The sequence below is a fragment of the Massilia frigida genome (assembly GCF_011682175.1).
In the GTDB taxonomy this organism is placed as follows: domain Bacteria; phylum Pseudomonadota; class Gammaproteobacteria; order Burkholderiales; family Burkholderiaceae_D; genus Telluria_A; species Telluria_A frigida.
The window spans coordinates 1-16,925 of the sequence record NZ_WHJG01000040.1 but is presented as its reverse complement, the minus strand read 5'-3'; the positions used below and the strand labels follow the sequence as shown (position 1 = coordinate 16,925).

At 62.4% G+C, this 16,925-nt stretch carries 17 protein-coding genes; 2 read left to right on the top strand and 15 right to left on the bottom strand.

The window, feature by feature from the left end; genetic code table 11:
- Positions 1-11: 11 nt before the first annotated feature.
- The 8 genes from F2P44_RS27505 to rpsP form a co-directional block, all read right to left on the bottom strand.
- Positions 12-461 (bottom strand): CBS domain-containing protein, encoded by a 450-nt coding sequence (locus F2P44_RS27505; RefSeq protein ID WP_167091662.1) that lies wholly within the window; start codon positions 459-461, stop codon positions 12-14.
- Positions 462-585: 124 nt separating this feature from the next.
- Positions 586-930 carry a DUF3579 domain-containing protein gene (locus tag F2P44_RS27500; RefSeq protein ID WP_167091659.1) on the bottom strand — a complete coding sequence of 115 codons (345 nt, stop codon included), beginning with the start codon at positions 928-930 and terminating at the stop codon, positions 586-588.
- 344 nt (positions 931-1,274) lie between these two features.
- Positions 1,275-2,249 carry a CobD/CbiB family protein gene (locus tag F2P44_RS27495; RefSeq protein WP_167091656.1) on the bottom strand — a complete coding sequence of 325 codons (975 nt, stop codon included), beginning with the start codon at positions 2,247-2,249 and terminating at the stop codon, positions 1,275-1,277.
- A gap of 125 nt (positions 2,250-2,374) precedes the next feature.
- A complete protein-coding gene (locus F2P44_RS27490; protein ID WP_167091653.1) occupies positions 2,375-3,040 on the bottom strand; it encodes a CoA pyrophosphatase in 666 nt (221 codons plus the stop codon).
- A 68-nt stretch (positions 3,041-3,108) separates the two neighbouring features.
- The gene (gene rplS, locus F2P44_RS27485) at positions 3,109-3,495 is read right to left on the bottom strand and encodes a 50S ribosomal protein L19 (RefSeq protein WP_054266855.1); all 387 of its coding nucleotides are present in this window, start codon (positions 3,493-3,495) and stop codon (positions 3,109-3,111) included.
- A gap of 106 nt (positions 3,496-3,601) precedes the next feature.
- Positions 3,602-4,348 (bottom strand): tRNA (guanosine(37)-N1)-methyltransferase TrmD, encoded by a 747-nt coding sequence (gene trmD, locus F2P44_RS27480; protein WP_167091650.1) that lies wholly within the window; start codon positions 4,346-4,348, stop codon positions 3,602-3,604.
- Positions 4,349-4,371: 23 nt separating this feature from the next.
- A complete protein-coding gene (gene rimM, locus F2P44_RS27475; protein WP_370662755.1) occupies positions 4,372-4,914 on the bottom strand; it encodes a ribosome maturation factor RimM in 543 nt (180 codons plus the stop codon).
- A 36-nt stretch (positions 4,915-4,950) separates the two neighbouring features.
- A complete protein-coding gene (rpsP, locus tag F2P44_RS27470; RefSeq protein WP_082692444.1) occupies positions 4,951-5,214 on the bottom strand; it encodes a 30S ribosomal protein S16 in 264 nt (87 codons plus the stop codon).
- Positions 5,215-5,459: 245 nt separating this feature from the next.
- Between rpsP and F2P44_RS27465 the strand changes: the two genes are divergently transcribed.
- Positions 5,460-5,876: an NINE protein gene (locus F2P44_RS27465; protein ID WP_167091645.1), complete on the top strand. Its 417-nt coding sequence runs from the start codon at positions 5,460-5,462 to the stop codon at positions 5,874-5,876.
- Here the strand turns inward: F2P44_RS27465 and F2P44_RS27460 are convergent.
- Positions 5,867-7,882, bottom strand: coding sequence for a hypothetical protein (locus F2P44_RS27460; RefSeq protein ID WP_167091643.1), 2,016 nt, complete (start codon positions 7,880-7,882; stop codon positions 5,867-5,869). The two genes, F2P44_RS27465 and F2P44_RS27460, sit on opposite strands and share 10 nt — an antisense overlap.
- Before the next feature lie 171 nt (positions 7,883-8,053).
- Between F2P44_RS27460 and F2P44_RS27455 the strand changes: the two genes are divergently transcribed.
- A complete protein-coding gene (locus F2P44_RS27455) occupies positions 8,054-8,641 on the top strand; it encodes a glycine zipper 2TM domain-containing protein (protein ID WP_167091639.1) in 588 nt (195 codons plus the stop codon).
- Positions 8,642-8,867: 226 nt separating this feature from the next.
- Here F2P44_RS27455 and F2P44_RS27450 read toward each other — a convergent pair whose 3' ends face one another.
- From F2P44_RS27450 to ugpQ, 6 genes are all read right to left on the bottom strand, one after another.
- On the bottom strand, positions 8,868-10,658 hold the full coding sequence (locus tag F2P44_RS27450; RefSeq protein ID WP_167091636.1) for an acyl-CoA dehydrogenase: 1,791 nt from the start codon (positions 10,656-10,658) through the stop codon (positions 8,868-8,870).
- Between the two features lie 132 nt (positions 10,659-10,790).
- Positions 10,791-11,723, bottom strand: a complete 933-nt coding sequence (locus F2P44_RS27445) for an electron transfer flavoprotein subunit alpha/FixB family protein (protein ID WP_167091634.1) — start codon at positions 11,721-11,723, stop codon at positions 10,791-10,793.
- 40 nt (positions 11,724-11,763) lie between these two features.
- Positions 11,764-12,513 carry an electron transfer flavoprotein subunit beta/FixA family protein gene (locus F2P44_RS27440; protein ID WP_167091632.1) on the bottom strand — a complete coding sequence of 250 codons (750 nt, stop codon included), beginning with the start codon at positions 12,511-12,513 and terminating at the stop codon, positions 11,764-11,766.
- Between the two features lie 205 nt (positions 12,514-12,718).
- Positions 12,719-12,946: a sulfurtransferase TusA family protein gene (locus F2P44_RS27435; protein WP_054268154.1), complete on the bottom strand. Its 228-nt coding sequence runs from the start codon at positions 12,944-12,946 to the stop codon at positions 12,719-12,721.
- A 352-nt stretch (positions 12,947-13,298) separates the two neighbouring features.
- Positions 13,299-15,908, bottom strand: coding sequence for an alanine--tRNA ligase (gene alaS / locus F2P44_RS27430; RefSeq protein WP_167091629.1), 2,610 nt, complete (start codon positions 15,906-15,908; stop codon positions 13,299-13,301).
- 94 nt (positions 15,909-16,002) lie between these two features.
- Positions 16,003-16,755: a glycerophosphodiester phosphodiesterase gene (ugpQ, locus tag F2P44_RS27425; RefSeq protein WP_167091626.1), complete on the bottom strand. Its 753-nt coding sequence runs from the start codon at positions 16,753-16,755 to the stop codon at positions 16,003-16,005.
- Positions 16,756-16,925: the final 170 nt, after the last annotated feature.

The following is a 16,925-nucleotide window of genomic DNA, read 5'->3' as shown; positions in this document are numbered from 1 at the left end:
GCGCCGGCGAGCTACTGGCGCGCGCGTTTCTCGTGCGATTGCTGGTGCGAGCTGATGCGTGAGAGTTCGCCCATTTCCTCGGCCAGGAATTCGAGCAGGTCGTCGACGCTGACGATGCCGGCCAGGCCACCCGCGTTGTTGACCACCGGCACGCGCCGGATGCCGCGCGAACGCATGCGTTCGATCGTTTCGTAGACGTCGTCGTCTTCCGCTGCGGTCAACAGGTCGGCGCTCATGATGTCGCCCACCAGCAGGCTGCCAGGGTCGAGCCCGAGCGCGATGACGGAGACCACGATGTCGCGGTCGGTGATAATGCCAACCGGAATGCGTTCGCTTTCCGCTGGTTCGATGACGACCAGGTCGCCGACGTGATGCTTTCGCATCAGCAAGGCGGCGGCCTGGACGGTTTCGTCGCCCTTGCAATAGATGGATGGGACAGTACAGATTTCGCCTATGCGCATTGTTTCCTCCCGAGCGGCCCAGCGTTTATCGTTGCGCGCGCGCAGGGTTGCGCGCGACAGGCTTAAACTTACGCGGGCTTTCTGATGTCGGTTTGATCCTGCTCAAAGCAGTGGTGACGCTATTTCAGATTTTTGGGTCGCCGGGCAGGGGCAGGAAGCAGGCGTTAACGATTTGCAAATCGTTATCTTTGGCAAAATTGAGGACGAAGTGGTAGGCCAGCGGTTCGAGTTTCTGGAGGTCGTTGTTGACCACCACGGCCTTGACGCCGTCGAGCATGGTGGGGCGCACGTAGGGCGAGAACTGCAGGTGCGCGTTACGTCCGCCCGAGCCTTCGGGACGGAAGCAGGACATGACGCCGCACAGCCGCTCAGCCCAGTCGCTGGGACGGAACTGCCTGCCATCGCTGGTGAGGCCAAGAATGAAAAACTCGTCGGCGAGTTTTTTCTTGCTTTCGGATAACTCGGCCATAGGGCGGGTCGTGGGAACAAGAAGATGCGTGGAGACGAAGGCGCAAGCGCCGGGCCAGTGAATCAGGTGCTGCGGTGGAACGTGAGTATTATATCTTATAGAAGAGTTGAGCTTGCAGAATGATGCAGTGTGGTTAGAGGGGGAGCCGTTCGCCACGCTCGTCGTTCGGGCCATCCATCTCGTTGTTGCGGCAACTAAGCTCGTCGTTCCGGGCACCCACCCCGTCGTTCCGGCCACCCGCCTCGTCGTTCCCGGCCTAGGCGGCCCCCTTGGCGGGAACGACGATAGTGGGGTATGCGGACGACGCTGGTATGCGAGTACGCGATTACCAAAAGGCCCTTTGCTTACGCCGCCTGCCCAATATTAGCCAAACCAACCGCCCCCGACAACAGCAACAGCAGCAGCATCCATAAAAGCAACGCCCGCCACACCAATCCCACCGTGCTTTGCAGCGCCCGTGCGTTCGGCTCTTCGCCCGGCATCACTTCCACTTCGCTGTAGGTGCTGTCGACAGTGGCCGCGTCCGGCGGCAACACCTTGGACGCGTTCTCGTTCGGCGTGCCCAAACGCACCCCCATCGCGCCGCCACCCGCCGACAAAATAATCCCGCGCGCTTCATCATTCCAGCGATGGGCGAAATTGCGCCATGCGTAAATGGCATCTTCAAAATTGCCCACCACCGCGAACGCCACCGCCGTCAGGCGCACCGGCAGCCAGTCGATCCAGTAAAACGCGCGCGCGGCGAACTGGCCGAAGGCTTCGTTGCGCATGTGATCCGGCTCGTTCCACGCCCGCGCCAGGTATTCCGACACGCGGTACATCACCGCGCCGGCCGGCCCCACGATCAAAAACCAGAAAAATACCCCGAATACATTGCGGTGCGTGGTCACCAAGGATTTTTCCACGGCGATGCGGGCCACTTCCGACGCTTCCATCCCGACCGTGTCAACCCGCACCCATTCCGACAGCAGCGCACGCGCGCCAGCGTCGTCGCCGGCGCTCAGCGCCGCCTGGATCGAACTGAAATAGTGGCTGTAATGGCGGAAACCGAGCGTCAGGTAGACGATCAGCACATTCCACGCAAAGGCGATGAACACCAGCTGGTAGTGGTACAGCAGCCAGGAAATCAGCGCTGTCGGACCCACCAGCAGCAGGATGACCAGCACCCAGCCCATGCGGCCGTTGCTGGCGTCGCCCGCGTTGAACCACCCCTCCATGCGCATCGCAAAGCTCTTGATCTCCGCATAAATCAGATTGTCTGCCCGCAGCGGCTTGAGCTGTTCGATCAGCAGCGCGCAGAGAATGGAGAGAAATGTCATCGAACGTCCTTTGTACTTTTTGAAATGAAGCAGAGCAATTCATCAATGCCCGCTACGATAGCGCAGAGCACCGATTCAATCAAACATATTGGCGGGCGGGCCGGCCAGACCGGCCCCGCCCTGGTTCAGGCACGCAGGAAGTGAAACAGATTGCGCAGCATGCCGGCGGTGGCGCCCCAGATGAAGAAGCGATCATACGGCATCGCGTAAAAGCTGCGCTGTCCCGCGCCCTCGGGTAGTTCCAGCGAGAGGCGCTGGTGGTTCATGCCATCCATCAGGAAGCGCAGCGGCACTTCGAAAATTTCGGCGACTTCATTGGCGTCGGCGGCCAGCTCGAACGGCGGCGCGATCAGGCCCACCACCGGCGTGACCCGGTAGCCGGTGCCGGTAATATAGTCAGGCAAGGTGCCGATCACGTCCACATGGCGGCGCTGCAAGCCGATTTCTTCCTCGCTCTCGCGCAGCGCCGTATCGATGGCGGAGGCGTCGTAGCTTTCGGCGCGCCCGCCCGGAAAACTGATCTGCCCCGCATGCGCCGACAGGTGCGCGGTGCGCACGGTCAGCAGCATGGTCAGGCCATCCTCGCGCTGCACCAGCGGCAGCAGCACCGAAGCCGGCGTCATCACCGTGCGCCCGGCCCAGGATTCGCCCTGCGGCTCCGGCTGCCAGTCGGCGGGACTGGCGAAACGCTGGCGCAGCCAGCCGGGCGTGAGGCGCTCGGGATCGAGCGCCGCTTCGCCACCGACAGCTTCGACGGGCAATTTTTCTGGATCGAAAATAATCTTGGGCAAGGGTATTGTCCTTCAAAACAAAAAAAGGCATCCGGGTAGGGATGCCTTTTTTGCAACGCAGATGCCGATTACTTGGCAGCGGCTGGAGTTGCAGCGCGACGGTTTGGCAGTTTTTCTTTGATACGTGCCGATTTACCCGAACGCTCACGCAGGTAGTACAGCTTGGCGCGGCGAACATCACCACGACGCTTGACTTCGATCGATGCGATCAGCGGGGAATACAGCTGGAACGTACGCTCGACGCCTTCGCCGGACGAGATCTTGCGAACGATGAAGTTCGAGTTCAGGCCACGGTTACGACGGGAGATCACGACGCCTTCGTATGCCTGGGCGCGCTTGCGGGTGCCTTCGACCACGTTGACGTTGACGATAACGGTATCGCCAGGTGCGAAATCAGGAATAGTCTTGCCCAGACGGGCAATTTCTTCTTGCTCAAGTTGCTGAATCAAATTCATTTTTAGGACTCCGATAACCATCGTGCTGGCGCTGCATTCGCCCAGTAGAGGATGGGGTTACTGATGCGGGCGACATTGCCCGTACAGTGGCACTGCAATAGCAGATTTACAAACCTGCAAGAAACTTTTCATCGGCCTTGCTCAGCAGTCCGGCGTTGCGCGCCTTGACCAGCAGATCGGGCCGTTTCTTCGCGGTGGCTTCGAGCATGCGCTCGCGCCGCCACTTGATAATCTCGGCATGGTTGCCGCCCATCAGGACCGGCGGCACCGCCACGCCGTCATACGTATCGGGACGGGTGTAATGGGGCGAGTCGAGCAAGCCATTGACGAAACTGTCTTCGAGCGCCGAAGCGTCGTCGTTCAGTACGCCCGGCAATTGCCGCACCACCGCATCCATCAGCGCCATCGCCGGCAGTTCGCCGCCCGACAGCACGAAGTCGCCGAGGCTGATTTCCTCGTCCACGCAGCGGTCCAGCAAGCGCTGGTCGACCGCTTCGTAGCGTCCGCACAACACGATCAAGCCCGCTTCATCTTTCAGGTCCATCACCCGTTCGTGGGTCAGCGCCCTGCCCTGCGGCGACATGAAGACCACGCGCGGCACCGGCAAGTCGAGCATGACTTGGCGCTGCCTGGCGGCGCCGATGGCCGCTTCGAGCGGCTTGGCCAGCATCACCATGCCCGGTCCGCCGCCATACGGGCGGTCGTCGACGGTACGGTGGTTGTCGGTGGTGAAATCGCGCGGATTCCAGGTCGACAAGCCCCAGCGTTTCTGCTCGAAGGCGCGGCGGGTGACACCCGACTGCGTCAGTGCGGCAAACATCTCGGGAAACAAGGTCACGACATCAAATTGCATCGCGTTCTCGCCTTGCTTGAGCCTTAATAATCCAGACCCCAGTCCACCGTGATGGTCTTGCTTGTCTGGTCAACTGTTTTGACGAACTGGTCCACAAACGGAATCAGGCGCTCGGGCGCCTTGTCATCGCTTGCGGTACCCGACGCAGCTTCCGGCACCGGCGTGATGCGCAAAATCGATTGCGCGCCGTTATGCATCATGTCGGACACCAGCCCCAAGGCTTCGCCTTGCAGGTTCACTACATTCAGCCCGATCAGATCGGACCAATAAAATTCATCGGCCGGCAGTTGCGGGAATTGGCTGCGCGGGATGGAAACAGCGGCGCCCTTGAGCGCCTCCGCGGCATCCCGCCCGAGCGTACCTGCCAACTGGGCCACGACGTCGCCGCCGTGTATTTTCGCAGTCCGTACGGAAACGGATTGCAGGCTGGGTTTATCCAGCCACCAGGTTTTCACGCTCAGCAACCCATCCGCGTCGGTGGAAAACGGGGTGACCCGTATCGAACCGGTGACGCCGAAGGCGCCGGACACATATCCGACTTGCGTCAGATCGTCAGGGATTTGCACCCCGGATGCTGCTGGACCGCTCAAACCCGGACCTGCTTAGGCTGCTGCTGGCGCTGCGACTGCAGGCTGGCTGTTCACCAGACGTGCAACGGTTGGCGACAATTGTGCGCCAACGCCTTGCCAGTAAGCCAGACGGTCTGCGGTGATACGCAGGCCGACTTCGCCACCAGCTGCCATCGGGTTGTAAAAACCGATGCGCTCGATGAAGCGGCCGTCGCGGCGATTGCGCGAGTCCGTTGCAACGATGTTGAAGAACGGGCGCTTCTTGGCGCCTCCACGAGCTAAACGAATAACGACCATAATAATTCCAAAAAGTTGTGCTGGGCGGAAAAAGCCGACAATTATAGCGCGCAATGCCGCGCAGCAGCAAGCGTTAATGACAACAGGGCGCGCACTTCGGGGCGAAGCAAAGATTATCGCCGATTTTGCCCTGTAGCGGCAACTGCATCGTCGATCTCTGTCTCAGGAAACGCCGTGCTTTCCGGTCAGAATTGACCGATACTGCCTGCTTTCCCGCTTCCCGCGCCCGTTTCAGGCTTACATTCATGTCCACATCGCACAAAAACAAGACCTTCGCCAGCTTCCTGGCCCTGCTCCTCGGCGCCCTCGGCGCGCACCGCTTTTACCTGCGCGGCAGCCTCGACAAGGTGGGCTTGCTGCACCTGGCCAGCCTGCCCGTTGCCGGGCTGGTGTATGGACTGGCGCCCCAGGCCGACTGGTTTTTCAAGATCCTGCCGCTGGTGGTTTCCGGCATCATCGGCTGCATCGAAGCGCTGGTGATCGGCCTGACCCCCGACGATAAATTCGACGCCGCCTTCAATCCCGGCTCGGGCCGCACGTCGGAATCGAGCTGGGTGCTGGCACTGTTGTTGGTTTGCACAATGCTGGTGGCGGCGACGGTGGGCATTGCCACCCTCGCCCGCCTGAACGACCTGATTTCGACGGGCGGCGCTTACGGCTGACGCGCGTCCGGGGTCATCTTGCCGTGCCGCTCGCGCTGCTTGATGTCGCTGCGCAGGCGCGCGGCGCGCTGCTCAGGCGATTCGATGCGCAGGGCTGACTGCCTGGACAGGCCGCCCGGTGGATTGAGCACCAGGTTGGCATCCCAGCTCTCGCCGGCCCGCATCATGAGCGGCGCCGGCAGGCGGTCCACGGCGCTCGCGTCGATCCACGGCGCGATGCGCTGCAACACCAGCTTGATGCGCGGCTTGATGGCCGGCTCGGCAATGCGGCCGCGCTCGCCCCAGCCGACGATCAGCTCGCTGCCGGTGGTCTGGTTGGCGTAGGCCACGTCGTAACGCACGTCGTGGCGGTAGCTCATCATGAATTCCTCGAACAGCATCGCCAGGTCTTCGCGCGAGCTGTCATCTTCGAAAATCGAGTAGGCATAGTCATCCGACGCGCGGTCGGAACCGAAGAAGCGTCCGATGTCGGCCGCCGTGTATCCCTTTTGCACGGACGTGGCGTTCTTGCCCTGGTACAGCACCTGCCCCATGCCCAGCATCTCGCTCGACTGCAAGGGGAACTGCACGGCCAGCGCATCCGACGGCAGCGTGCGGTTACCGACACGGTCGCTGATATTTTCCCAGATCGAGCGTTGCGGATTCATGGCCCGGTCGACCGACGGCAGGAAGTCGTTGGCGTGTGCCAGCTCGTGGTACATCAAACGGCCCAGGTCGAACAGCAGTTCGTCCGTGGTGCGCGTCACGCGCGTCGTGGACGGGTAGCTGCGGCGCGCGTACGCGTTGTTTTTCACCGAGCGGCCCAGCGGAATGAAGTTCAGGTTGTCATCGAAGGCGGCGCGGTAGTCCGGCACCTCGGTGACGACGTCGCGCTGTTCGGCCGTCAGCCACAGGTTGTTGGCGTCCAGATAAATCGCACCGGTGCCGGCGCTGTAGAAACTCGGCCGCACGTGCGAACCGATGACAATGGCCGACACGCTCGCCAGCAGGCGGCGGAAGTCGCTGTTGGCATCCTGGGTCAGCAGGAACTGCTCGAAATTGGCGCCCAAAAAGTCGTGCGAGACGAGTACCCGGCCCATGACCTGGGCCACGCTCGGCACCGCGCCGATGCCCGCTTCGGTTTGCAGCGGCGGCAGTACCTGCGAGCTGCACAGCGTGTTCGACGAACCGGAGTAGCGCACCCCCACGTCGTAGGTGCAGCGCGCCAGCACGCTCGCGTAGGCGCCGGCCTGGCGGTAGGGGTGCACGCGCGCGGTGATGTCGAACAGCGCGTCCTGGCCGGGAGTGGCCTGCGGGTCGAGGCTGATCAGGACGTCATCGCTATCCTTCACGCCGCTATTCAAGGTCATGGTGGCGCGGAAGCGCAGCGCCACGTCGGAAGTGACAGCGGGCGCCTTGAACATCAGCAGTTGCGGGTCGACGGTATCCATCTTCACGGTCGGGCCGCTGACCTGGGTCCAGACGATGTCGACGATCTTGTCGCCGCCGACCAGGTTCGGCCAGGCGCGCACCGAGGTTTCGGTGCCAGGGCGCACGGCGTGGTCGGCGCGCAGGGTGATGAAGCTGCCCACCGGCGCCTCGCCCACGGTGACATCGGTAGTCAGGGACTGGCGCGAACCGTCGGCCAGGGTGACATCGGCGCGCAGGACGACCAGGCCTTTTTGGTGCGCCTCGAAGGTGATGGTCGGCGTACGCGCCGCCTGCAGGGTGACCGCGGGGCCGCTGACCTGGCTCCAGCTGACATCGGCCAGCGGCGCGCCGCACGAGAGCACGCTGGCACCGGCAGCCTTGTCGGCGGCGACGGTTTTGTCGGCAACGATGTACGCTTTGCAGCCATCCGGCTTGGTATCGTTCGGCGTGGGGGTGGGGGTGGGCGTTGGCGTGGACGGGATATCGACCCTGCCCGGCACCCGGGTTGTATCACCGCCCCCGCCGCCGCAGGCGGTAACCAGGGTGGCGATGGCCAGCGCGACCGGAAGGCGCACTGCGTATTGTTGAATGTTCAAGATAAGTCCTGTGAAAGAGGGCAAACGTGGGATGTAAAGACCGTGCGTGGATTATAAACAGTTGAGGGAGGACGAAGCACACCTTGCCGCGAATAATTGCTGTCTCGCAAGTGATCTACAATACGGTATGCGGCTCGTTGCCGGGCACGATTAATCGATCAGGAGAATACTATGATGAAACGCAATTTGACACTGGCGCTGGTACTGGCGCTGAGCAGCGCGATGGGCACGGTACACGCCTCGTCCGCGCAGCTGCGCGCCGCCGATGCGCAATACGCGCAGGACCGGGAAATCTGCAACGACGAGCGTAACGATGGGCAGCGCATGAAATGCCTGCGCGCGGCCAAGTCGGAGAATAACCGCGCGCTGGCGGCGGCCCGTGGGGGTGACCGTTACGACGAGCGCAACGCGCCGCGCGCAGCGGCATGCCGCGACTGCGGCAAGGTGACGGCGGTGCGCAGCGCGCGCCAGAATGGCAGTGCGAATGCGCTGGGCGTGATTGGCGGCGGCGCCGTGGGCGGGCTGCTGGGTAATCAGGTCGGCGGCGGATCGGGACGCGCGCTGGCCACGGTGGCCGGTGCGGTCGGTGGTGCGTATGCGGGGAAGAAGATCCAGGAACGCGCGAATGCGCATACCGTGTGGACGGTGGATGTCCAGTACGACAACGGCCAGCGCCGCTCGTTCAAGTTTAACAATCAGCCGGGCATGCAGCGTGGTGATCGTGTGCGGAATTCGGGCAATTCGATTCGCAGGTCGTAAGACCGGCGTCTTTGCCGCCGCTAAATGCAGCTTCGTCGTTCCTGGCATTGCCAGAAACGACTTCCCGCGCAGGCGGGAACGCATGCGTTCCCCCCAATTCCGTAGATAAGCCTGTGGCTACGGTGCGAACTTGGGTTCCCGCCTGCGCGGGAACGACGGGGGCTAGCGGGAACGACGGATCAAACTGTAACGGACGGATAGAACGGTAGCGACTTGCTTGACGTGCTTAGAACTGATCTTCCGTCAACGCCAGCACCCCAGCACTACCTTCCACAATCGCCGTACGCAATCCCGACGCCTGCGTCAGGATATGGTCCGCGAAGAAGCGCGCCGTAGCAATCTTGGCCTTGTAGAAGAGCGCATCGCCATCACCGCCATCGATCTTCGCCTGCGCCACCAGCGCGGCGCGCGCCATCACCCAGCCTCCAAGCACGATACCGGCCAGTTTCAGGTACAGCACACTACCCGAGAACACGCCCTTGATGTCGGTCTTCATGTTCGCGGCGACATACTCCACCACCGCTTCCAGCGCCACGCTGCCGTCAAGCAGCGCGCGATGGATCGCCTTGAAGTCCGCGCCGCCCTGGGCCGCCAGCAGCGCCTCGGTCTCGCGCACCTGGCTAATGATCGACTTGGCCACGGCACCGCCGTCGCGCACCGTCTTGCGGCCCACCAGGTCGTTCGCCTGGATCGCGGTCGTGCCTTCGTAGATGGTCAGGATCTTGGCGTCGCGGTAGTGCTGCGCCGCGCCGGTTTCCTCGATAAAGCCCATGCCGCCGTGAACTTGCACGCCGTCGCGCGTGACGTCCTGCGACATCTCGGTCGACCAGCCTTTGATGATCGGCACCAGATACTCGTACACCGCCAGGTTGGACGCGCGCACGGCGGCGTCTTCGTGGTGATGCGCGACATCGCTGATGCCCGCGCCTACATACGCCAGCGCGCGCGCCGCCTCGACCTGCGAACGCATCGACATGAGCATGCGCCGCACATCGGGGTGATGGATGATCGATACCGGACCGGCGGAACCGGCCAGGTCGCGCGACTGCACGCGGTCCTTGGCAAAAGCCACGGCCTGCTGGTACGAACGCTCGGCCAGGCCGATGCCCTGCAAGCCCACGCCGAAGCGCGCCGCGTTCATCATGATGAACATGTATTCGAGGCCGCGGTTTTCTTCGCCGACCAGGGTACCAATGGCGCCGCCGTTATCGCCAAATTGCAGCACCGCGGTGGGGCTGGCCTTGATGCCGAGTTTATGTTCGATCGAGACGCAGTGCGCGTCATTGCGCGCGCCCAGCGAGCCGTCGGCATTGACCAGGAACTTGGGCACGATGAACAGCGAAATGCCCTTCACGCCCGCCGGCGCATCCGGCGTGCGCGCCAGGACCAGGTGGACGATATTCTCGGTCAGGTCGTGCTCACCGTAGGTGATGAAGATCTTGGTGCCGAATACCTTGTAGGTGCCGTCGCCCTGCGGCACGGCGCGCGTGCGCACGGCGGCCAGGTCCGACCCGGCCTGGGGCTCGGTCAGGTTCATGGTGCCGGTCCATTTGCCCGATACCAGCGGCTCCAGATAGGTGGCCTTCTGTTCGTCGGAGCCTGCCGTCAGCAGCGCTTCGATCGCGCCGTCCGACAGCAAGGCCACCAGCGCGAACGAGATGCTCGACGCGTTGAGCATTTCGATGCACGGCGTGGCGACCAGCTTGGGCAAGCCCTGGCCGCCGAAATCGGTCGGGTGCTGCACACCCTGCCAGCCGGCTTCCGCGAAGCCCTTGAAGGCATCCTTGAAGCCCTTGGAGGTGCTTACCTGGCCGTCGTGCCAGAAGCTCGGCTCCTTGTCGCTGGAGTGGTTCAATGGCGCGACGACGTTGGCGCAGAATTTCGCGTTTTCTTCGAGGACTGCTTCGACCGTGTCGGCGGTGGCGTCTTCGCAACCGGGCAGCGTGTTAACGGTGGACAGTCCGGCCAGTTCGTTCATCACGAACAGCATGTCTTTCAGCGGGGCTTTGTAAGTCACCTTGATCTCCTAAAATTGCGCTTCCAATGGACGTGTAGGGTGGGCACAGGGTTCCCGTGCCCACCCTACAGGTGTTTGCTGCAGATGCTGTACGGTAGCCGACGCGGTAGCCGGCGCGGTAGCCGACGCGGCTTAGCCGAGTTGCTTGACCAGGTCAGGCACTACCTCGAACAGGTCGCCAACGATACCGTAGTCGGCCACCGAGAAGATCGGCGCTTCCGGATCCTTGTTGATCGCAACGATGGTCTTCGAGTCCTTCATGCCGGCCAAATGCTGGATGGCGCCGGAGATGCCGACCGCGATGTACAGCGACGGCGCGACGATCTTGCCGGTCTGGCCAACTTGCCAGTCGTTCGGCACGAAGCCGGCGTCGACCGCGGCGCGCGACGCGCCCATGGCCGCACCCAGCTTGTCGGCCAGCGGTTCGAGGATCTTGAAGTTGTCGCCCGAGCCCATGCCGCGGCCACCGGAAACGATGATTTTCGCGGCGGTCAGTTCAGGACGATCCGACTTGGCCAGTTCACGGCCGACGAAAGTCGACTTGCCCGAATCGGCAACCGCGCCGATGGCTTCCGTGGCAGCCGAGCCGCCTTCGGCCGCAGCCGAATCGAAACCGGTGGTGCGCACGGTGATGACCTTGATCTTGTCCGACGACTGCACGGTGGCGATCGCGTTACCGGCGTAGATAGGACGCTCGAAGGTGTCCGGCGAATCGACCTTGGTGATCTCGGAGATCTGTGCCACGTCCAGCTTGGCGGCCACGCGCGGCAGAATGTTTTTGCCGTAAGCGGTTGCCGGAGCGAGGATGTGCGAGTACGACGCTGCCAGGCCCAGGACCTGCTCGGCCACGTTTTCGGCCAGGCCGTCGGCGTGGTGAGGCGCGTCGGCCACGAGGACCTTGGTCACGCCGGCGATGGCGGCTGCTTGCGCGGCGGCGGCGCCGCAGTTGCTGCCAGCAACGAGGATGTGCACTTCGCCGCCGCAGGCGATCGCGGCGGTGACGGTGTGGTGGGTGCTTCCCTTGAGGGAGGCGTTGTCGTGTTCAGCAATAACTAATGCGACCATGATTTTTCCTGTATTTTTAGGTGAGACGGCCAGGCCGCGATCAGATAACTTTGGCTTCGGTGCGCAGCTTGGCGACCAGGGTGGCCGCATCCGGCACCTTGATGCCGGCCGAACGCTTGGCTGGCTCGACGACCTTCAAGGTCTTCAGGCGCGGCGCAACGTCGACGCCCAGCTCTTCCGGCTTGACCACGTCCAGCGGCTTTTTCTTGGCCTTCATGATGTTCGGCAGGGTCACGTAGCGCGGCTCGTTCAGGCGCAGGTCGGTCGTGATGATCGCCGGCAGCGTGAGCGCCAGGGTTTCCAGGCCGCCGTCGACTTCGCGGGTGACGGTGACTTTGCCGTCTTCCAGCACGACTTTCGAGGCGAACGTGGCTTGCGGCCAGCCCAGCAGGGCAGCCAGCATCTGGCCGGTCTGGTTCGAGTCGTCATCGATGGCTTGCTTGCCCAGGATGATCAGCTGCGGTTGCTCCTTGTCGGCCAGCGCCTTGAGCAGCTTGGCCACGGCCAGCGGTTCGAGGTCGGCGGTCGTTTCGACCAGGATGCCGCGGTCGGCGCCAATGGCCATGCCGGTGCGCAGGGTTTCCTGGCACTGGGTGACGCCGCAGGACACGGCCACCACTTCGGTGACCTTGCCGGCTTCCTTCAGACGCATCGCTTCTTCCAGCGCGATCTCGTCGAAAGGATTCATCGACATTTTGACATTGGCGATATCGACGCCGCTGCCGTCGGATTTCACACGCACTTTGACGTTGTAGTCGACCACGCGTTTGACGGGAACCAGGACTTTCATAGGGGTGCCTTTGGAAGAATAAATAAGGTGACTTGACTAAAGTGGCCTAGATTATAAGAGATAAACCGTTTTCACGCCAAATTAAAGCACGATCGTGCGATTTTTAGCTAGAGGAAAACACCTAATCGTCGGGCTTTGTCATGATGTCGGGAAATTGTTGAAGAAAACCAGCGGGGCAAGCTGTGGCCTGGCCCCGTCCGGAATCTTATTTGCGGCGCATCAAAAAGATGAATTCGCGGCCGTTTTGAGTATGGGAAACGAGGGCATTACCGGTCTGCTTGGCAAACGCCTGGAAGTCGCGTACGGAGCCGGTGTCAGTGGCGACAATGCGCAGCACTTCCCCGGTTTCCATTTCCGCAAGCGCCTTCTTGGCCTTGAGGATCGGCAATGGGCAATTGAGTCCCCGTGCGTCGAGTTCCTTCTGGTATTCCATGATCTCGCTGTCGAAAGTTGTATCGCTCATCGCTTGCTCTTAGGGTGGATTGAATTACTCACCCAACAAATATACTCCAAATCCGCAAATTTGACGCACCGCACCAATATATAAATTGCTTGTTGCATGGTCACAACGACAATAACAGCTCTGCAACGGAAGTTGTAAGCTGCGTGTAAGAAATGTCTGAAGTGGAGTTGCCAGCTGGTATGCGCCGTACTATGACGTATGGTTAAGCTGCGACCGCCCCCGCATATCCCCGCCGCCCCCGCGCATCCCCGTCGCCCCCGCGCCAAGGCGGCACTCGGCGGGGACGACGGAGCTAGAGGCATTGGCGCAAAGTGCGACGTACTTACGCGCGCTCAGCCACCCAGGCCGCGACACCAGCCAGCGCCGCGTCCAGGCCGCTCGGATCGGTGCCACCGGCACGCGCCATGTCAGGACGTCCGCCGCCCTTGCCGCCCACTTGCTGGGCCACGAAGTTGACCAGCTCGCCCGCCTTGACCTTGGACGTGGCATCCGCCGTCACGCCGGCGATCAGGTTCACCTTGCCGTCAGCGACGCTGGCGAGCACGATGGCAGCCGTTTTCAGCTTGTCCTTGAGCTTGTCCATGGTTTCGCCCAGACGCGCCGAATCGGCGCCTTCCAGGATCGCCGCAACGACCTTGATGCCATTCACGTCCACCGCTTGCGTCACCAGTTCATCGCCCTGCCCTGCCGCCAGTTTCGACTTCAGCGCTGCCAATTCCTTTTCCAGCGACTTGACGTGATCCTGCACCTGCGCGATACGGTTGGTCAGTTCGTCCGGGGTGGTTTTCAGTGCGCCGGCCGCTTCCTGCACGCGGCGGTTAAGCGACTGCACCAGCGCCAGCGCGCCTTCGCCGGTGACGGCTTCGACGCGGCGGATACCCGCTGCGACGCCGCCTTCGCCGATGATCTTGAAGAGACCGATGTCGCCGGTGCGGCCCACGTGAACGCCACCGCACAGCTCTTTGGACGAACCGATATCGAGCACGCGCACTTCGTCGCCATACTTCTCGCCGAACAGCGCCATGGCGCCATGCTTGACGGCGTCGTCGAACGTCATGTTATGCGCCTGCGTCGCGTGGTTTTCCAGGATTTCGCGGTTGACGATCACTTCGACCTGGGCGATCTGGTCGGCCGTCAGCGGCGCGTTATGTGAGAAGTCGAAACGGGTGCGGTCCGGATCGACCACCGAACCTTTTTGCGCCACATGGTCGCCCAGCACTTCGCGCAGCGCCTTGTGCATCAGGTGCGTTGCGGAGTGATTGCGGATGGTGCGCGCGCGCTTGGCTTCGTCGACGTTGGCGTTGACCGTGTCGCCCACTTTGAGCACACCGGAGGTCAGCACGCCATGGTGGCCGAACACGTCGGCCTGCACCTTGAGGGTGTCGGCCACGGTGAATGTAGCGCTAGCGGACGTGAGCACGCCCTGGTCGCCCACCTGGCCGCCCGATTCGGCGTAGAACGGCGTGGTATCGAGCACCACGATGCCGTGCTGGCCGGCCGCCAGTTCCTGCACCGCGCTGCCGTCGGCGTACAGGGCCACCACACGGCTGGCGTGCGCCAGGCTGTCGTAGCCGACGAATTTGTTTTTCTCGCCGCTGTATTCGACGTTTTTCTGCTTGGCCCCACCAGCGCCCGCGCCGGCCAGTTCCTTCTGGCGCGCCATGGCGACGTGGAAGCCCGCTTCGTCGAATTCGATATTGCGCTCGCGGCAGATGTCAGCGGTCAGGTCGAGCGGGAAGCCGTAGGTGTCGTACAGCAGGAAAGCGGTGGCGCCATCGAGCTTGCCGGCGTTCTTGGCCAACTGCGCTTCCAGCACTTTCATGCCGTTTTCAAGCGTTTTTCCGAAATTGACTTCTTCGCCTTCGATCATGTTGGCGACACGCGTCTTCACTGCGGCCAGTTCCGGATAGGCCGCGCCCATCTCGGTATTGAGGTCTTCCACCAGCTTGAAGAAGAACGGCTTGGTCTGGCCGAGCTTGTGGCCGTGGCGCAGCGCGCGGCGGATGATGCGGCGCAGGACATAGGCACGCCCTTCGCTGCCAGGGATGACGCCGTCGACGATCATGAAGGCCGATGCGCGGATATGGTCGGCGATCACACGCAGCGATTTGTTTTCGAGGTCGGTGGTGCCGGTTTCGCGCGCGGCGGCCTTGATCAATGCCTGGAACAGGTCGATCTCGTAGTTCGAGTGGACGTGCTGAAGCACGGCGGCCAGGCGCTCCATGCCCATGCCGGTATCGACGCACGGCTTGGGCAGCTTGTGCATGACGCCCGCTTCATCGCGGTTGAACTGCATGAACACCAGGTTCCAGATTTCGATGAAGCGGTCGCCATCTTCATCGGGCGAGCCAGGCGGGCCGCCGGGAATGTCGGCGCCGTGGTCGTAGAAAATCTCGGTGCATGGGCCGCACGGGCCGGTGTCGGCCATCTGCCAGAAGTTGTCCGACGCGTAGCGCGCGCCCTTGTTGTCGCCGATGCGGATGATGCGCTCTTTCGGCACCCCCACTTCGTTGGCCCAGATGTCGTACGCTTCGTCATCTTCCATGTAGACGGTGACGGTCAGCTTCTCGGACGGCAGGCCGTAGACTTTGGTCAGCAGCTCCCACGCGTAGTTGATGGCGTCGCGCTTGAAATAGTCGCCGAAGCTGAAGTTACCCAGCATTTCGAAGAAGGTGTGGTGACGCGCGGTGTAGCCGACGTTTTCCAGGTCGTTATGCTTGCCGCCGGCGCGCACGCAGCGCTGCACCGAGGTGGCGCGCGTGTACGGACGGCTGTCGGTGCCGGTAAACACGTCCTTGAACTGCACCATGCCACTGTTGGTCAGCATCAGGGTGGGATCGTTGCCCGGTACGAGTGAACTCGAACGGACAATCGTATGGCCTTTGGATTCGAAGAACTTCAGGAATTTGTCGCGGATTTCGGATGATTTCATGTCGTATGGGCGTAAGAAGGCAGCATGCTATAAAAAAACGATTATAGCGTATGGAACTGGAGTCAACGCCGGGCAAGGCCGCGTAGGCCAACGCTCAAGCGAAATCCGGCCCGATCAGGTCGATGCGGTCGGTGCAGAAGGCGTCCACGCCCCACCCCAGGATTTCGCGGGCGCGCGCAGGATCATTGACGGTGTAGCAAAACAGCCCGTAGCCGGCGTCCTTGATCCGATGCGCCAGCGCCTCGTCGAGGTGCTTGTGGTTGGTATGGATCGCCACCACCGCCAGTTCGCGGGCCTGGGCTTGCCAGCCCTCATCCATGCGGTCGAGCAGCAAGGCGCGCGGCAGCTCGGGCGCCGCCTCTTGGGCAGCGGCCAGCGCCACCGGGCTGAAGGCCGACAGCAGCGGTATCTGGCGCGGGTCGTCCTGCGCGATTTCAAGTCCGAACAAGGCGCGCGTGAGGCTGGCGACCACCCTGCCCGTTTCCTCCTCGAATCCGGGGGCGGGCTTGATCTCGATATTCATCCAGATGCCGTTGTCCTTGCAGAACTGGACGAACTGGGTGAACAGGGGCACCGTTTCGCCCAGGTACTGGGCGCTGAACCAGTTGCCGGCGTCCATGGTGACCAGTTCGGCGGCGTCGTAGTCGACCACGTTGCCGGAACCGGCGATGGTGCGCCCCAGGTAAGGATCATGCATCACGACCGGCACGCCGTCGCGCGCCAGCATGACATCGAATTCGACGGCGCGAAAGCCGTGCGCCAGGCCGCAGCGCAGGCCGGCGATGGTGTTTTCGGGCGCGAGTTTGCCGCCGCCGCGGTGCGCGAGAGAGGTAGGGTAAATCCACATAAGCACAATCGTAACATGCTCCGGAGCCACGCCGGGTTCGGGTCATCACGTTATACACAACTCCGAACTCCCTGTCGCCATGACGAGAAAACCCGTTAACATTCAAGGAGTTACAGCCGCCACTTGTAAACTGTAGCGAAATGGCGTTTACTCTTGCCTTTTGGACGACG

Bases quoted from the DNA above. Each gene is read 5' to 3' on its own strand.
- F2P44_RS27445 (WP_167091634.1), bottom strand. From the start codon at position 11,723: ATGGTCGCATTAGTTATTGCTGAACACGACAACGCCTCCCTCAAGGGA.
- alaS (WP_167091629.1), bottom strand. From the start codon at position 15,908: ATGAAATCATCCGAAATCCGCGACAAATTCCTGAAGTTCTTCGAATCC.
- rplS (WP_054266855.1), bottom strand. From the start codon at position 3,495: ATGAATTTGATTCAGCAACTTGAGCAAGAAGAAATTGCCCGTCTGGGC.
- F2P44_RS27455 (WP_167091639.1), top strand. From the start codon at position 8,054: ATGATGAAACGCAATTTGACACTGGCGCTGGTACTGGCGCTGAGCAGC.
- F2P44_RS27495 (WP_167091656.1), bottom strand. From the start codon at position 2,249: ATGACATTTCTCTCCATTCTCTGCGCGCTGCTGATCGAACAGCTCAAG.
- F2P44_RS27465 (WP_167091645.1), top strand. From the start codon at position 5,460: ATGTCCACATCGCACAAAAACAAGACCTTCGCCAGCTTCCTGGCCCTG.
- F2P44_RS27435 (WP_054268154.1), bottom strand. From the start codon at position 12,946: ATGGAATACCAGAAGGAACTCGACGCACGGGGACTCAATTGCCCATTG.
- F2P44_RS27505 (WP_167091662.1), bottom strand. From the start codon at position 461: ATGCGCATAGGCGAAATCTGTACTGTCCCATCCATCTATTGCAAGGGC.
- ugpQ (WP_167091626.1), bottom strand. From the start codon at position 16,755: ATGTGGATTTACCCTACCTCTCTCGCGCACCGCGGCGGCGGCAAACTC.
- rpsP (WP_082692444.1), bottom strand. From the start codon at position 5,214: ATGGTCGTTATTCGTTTAGCTCGTGGAGGCGCCAAGAAGCGCCCGTTC.
- F2P44_RS27440 (WP_167091632.1), bottom strand. From the start codon at position 12,513: ATGAAAGTCCTGGTTCCCGTCAAACGCGTGGTCGACTACAACGTCAAA.
- trmD (WP_167091650.1), bottom strand. From the start codon at position 4,348: ATGCAATTTGATGTCGTGACCTTGTTTCCCGAGATGTTTGCCGCACTG.
- F2P44_RS27500 (WP_167091659.1), bottom strand. From the start codon at position 930: ATGGCCGAGTTATCCGAAAGCAAGAAAAAACTCGCCGACGAGTTTTTC.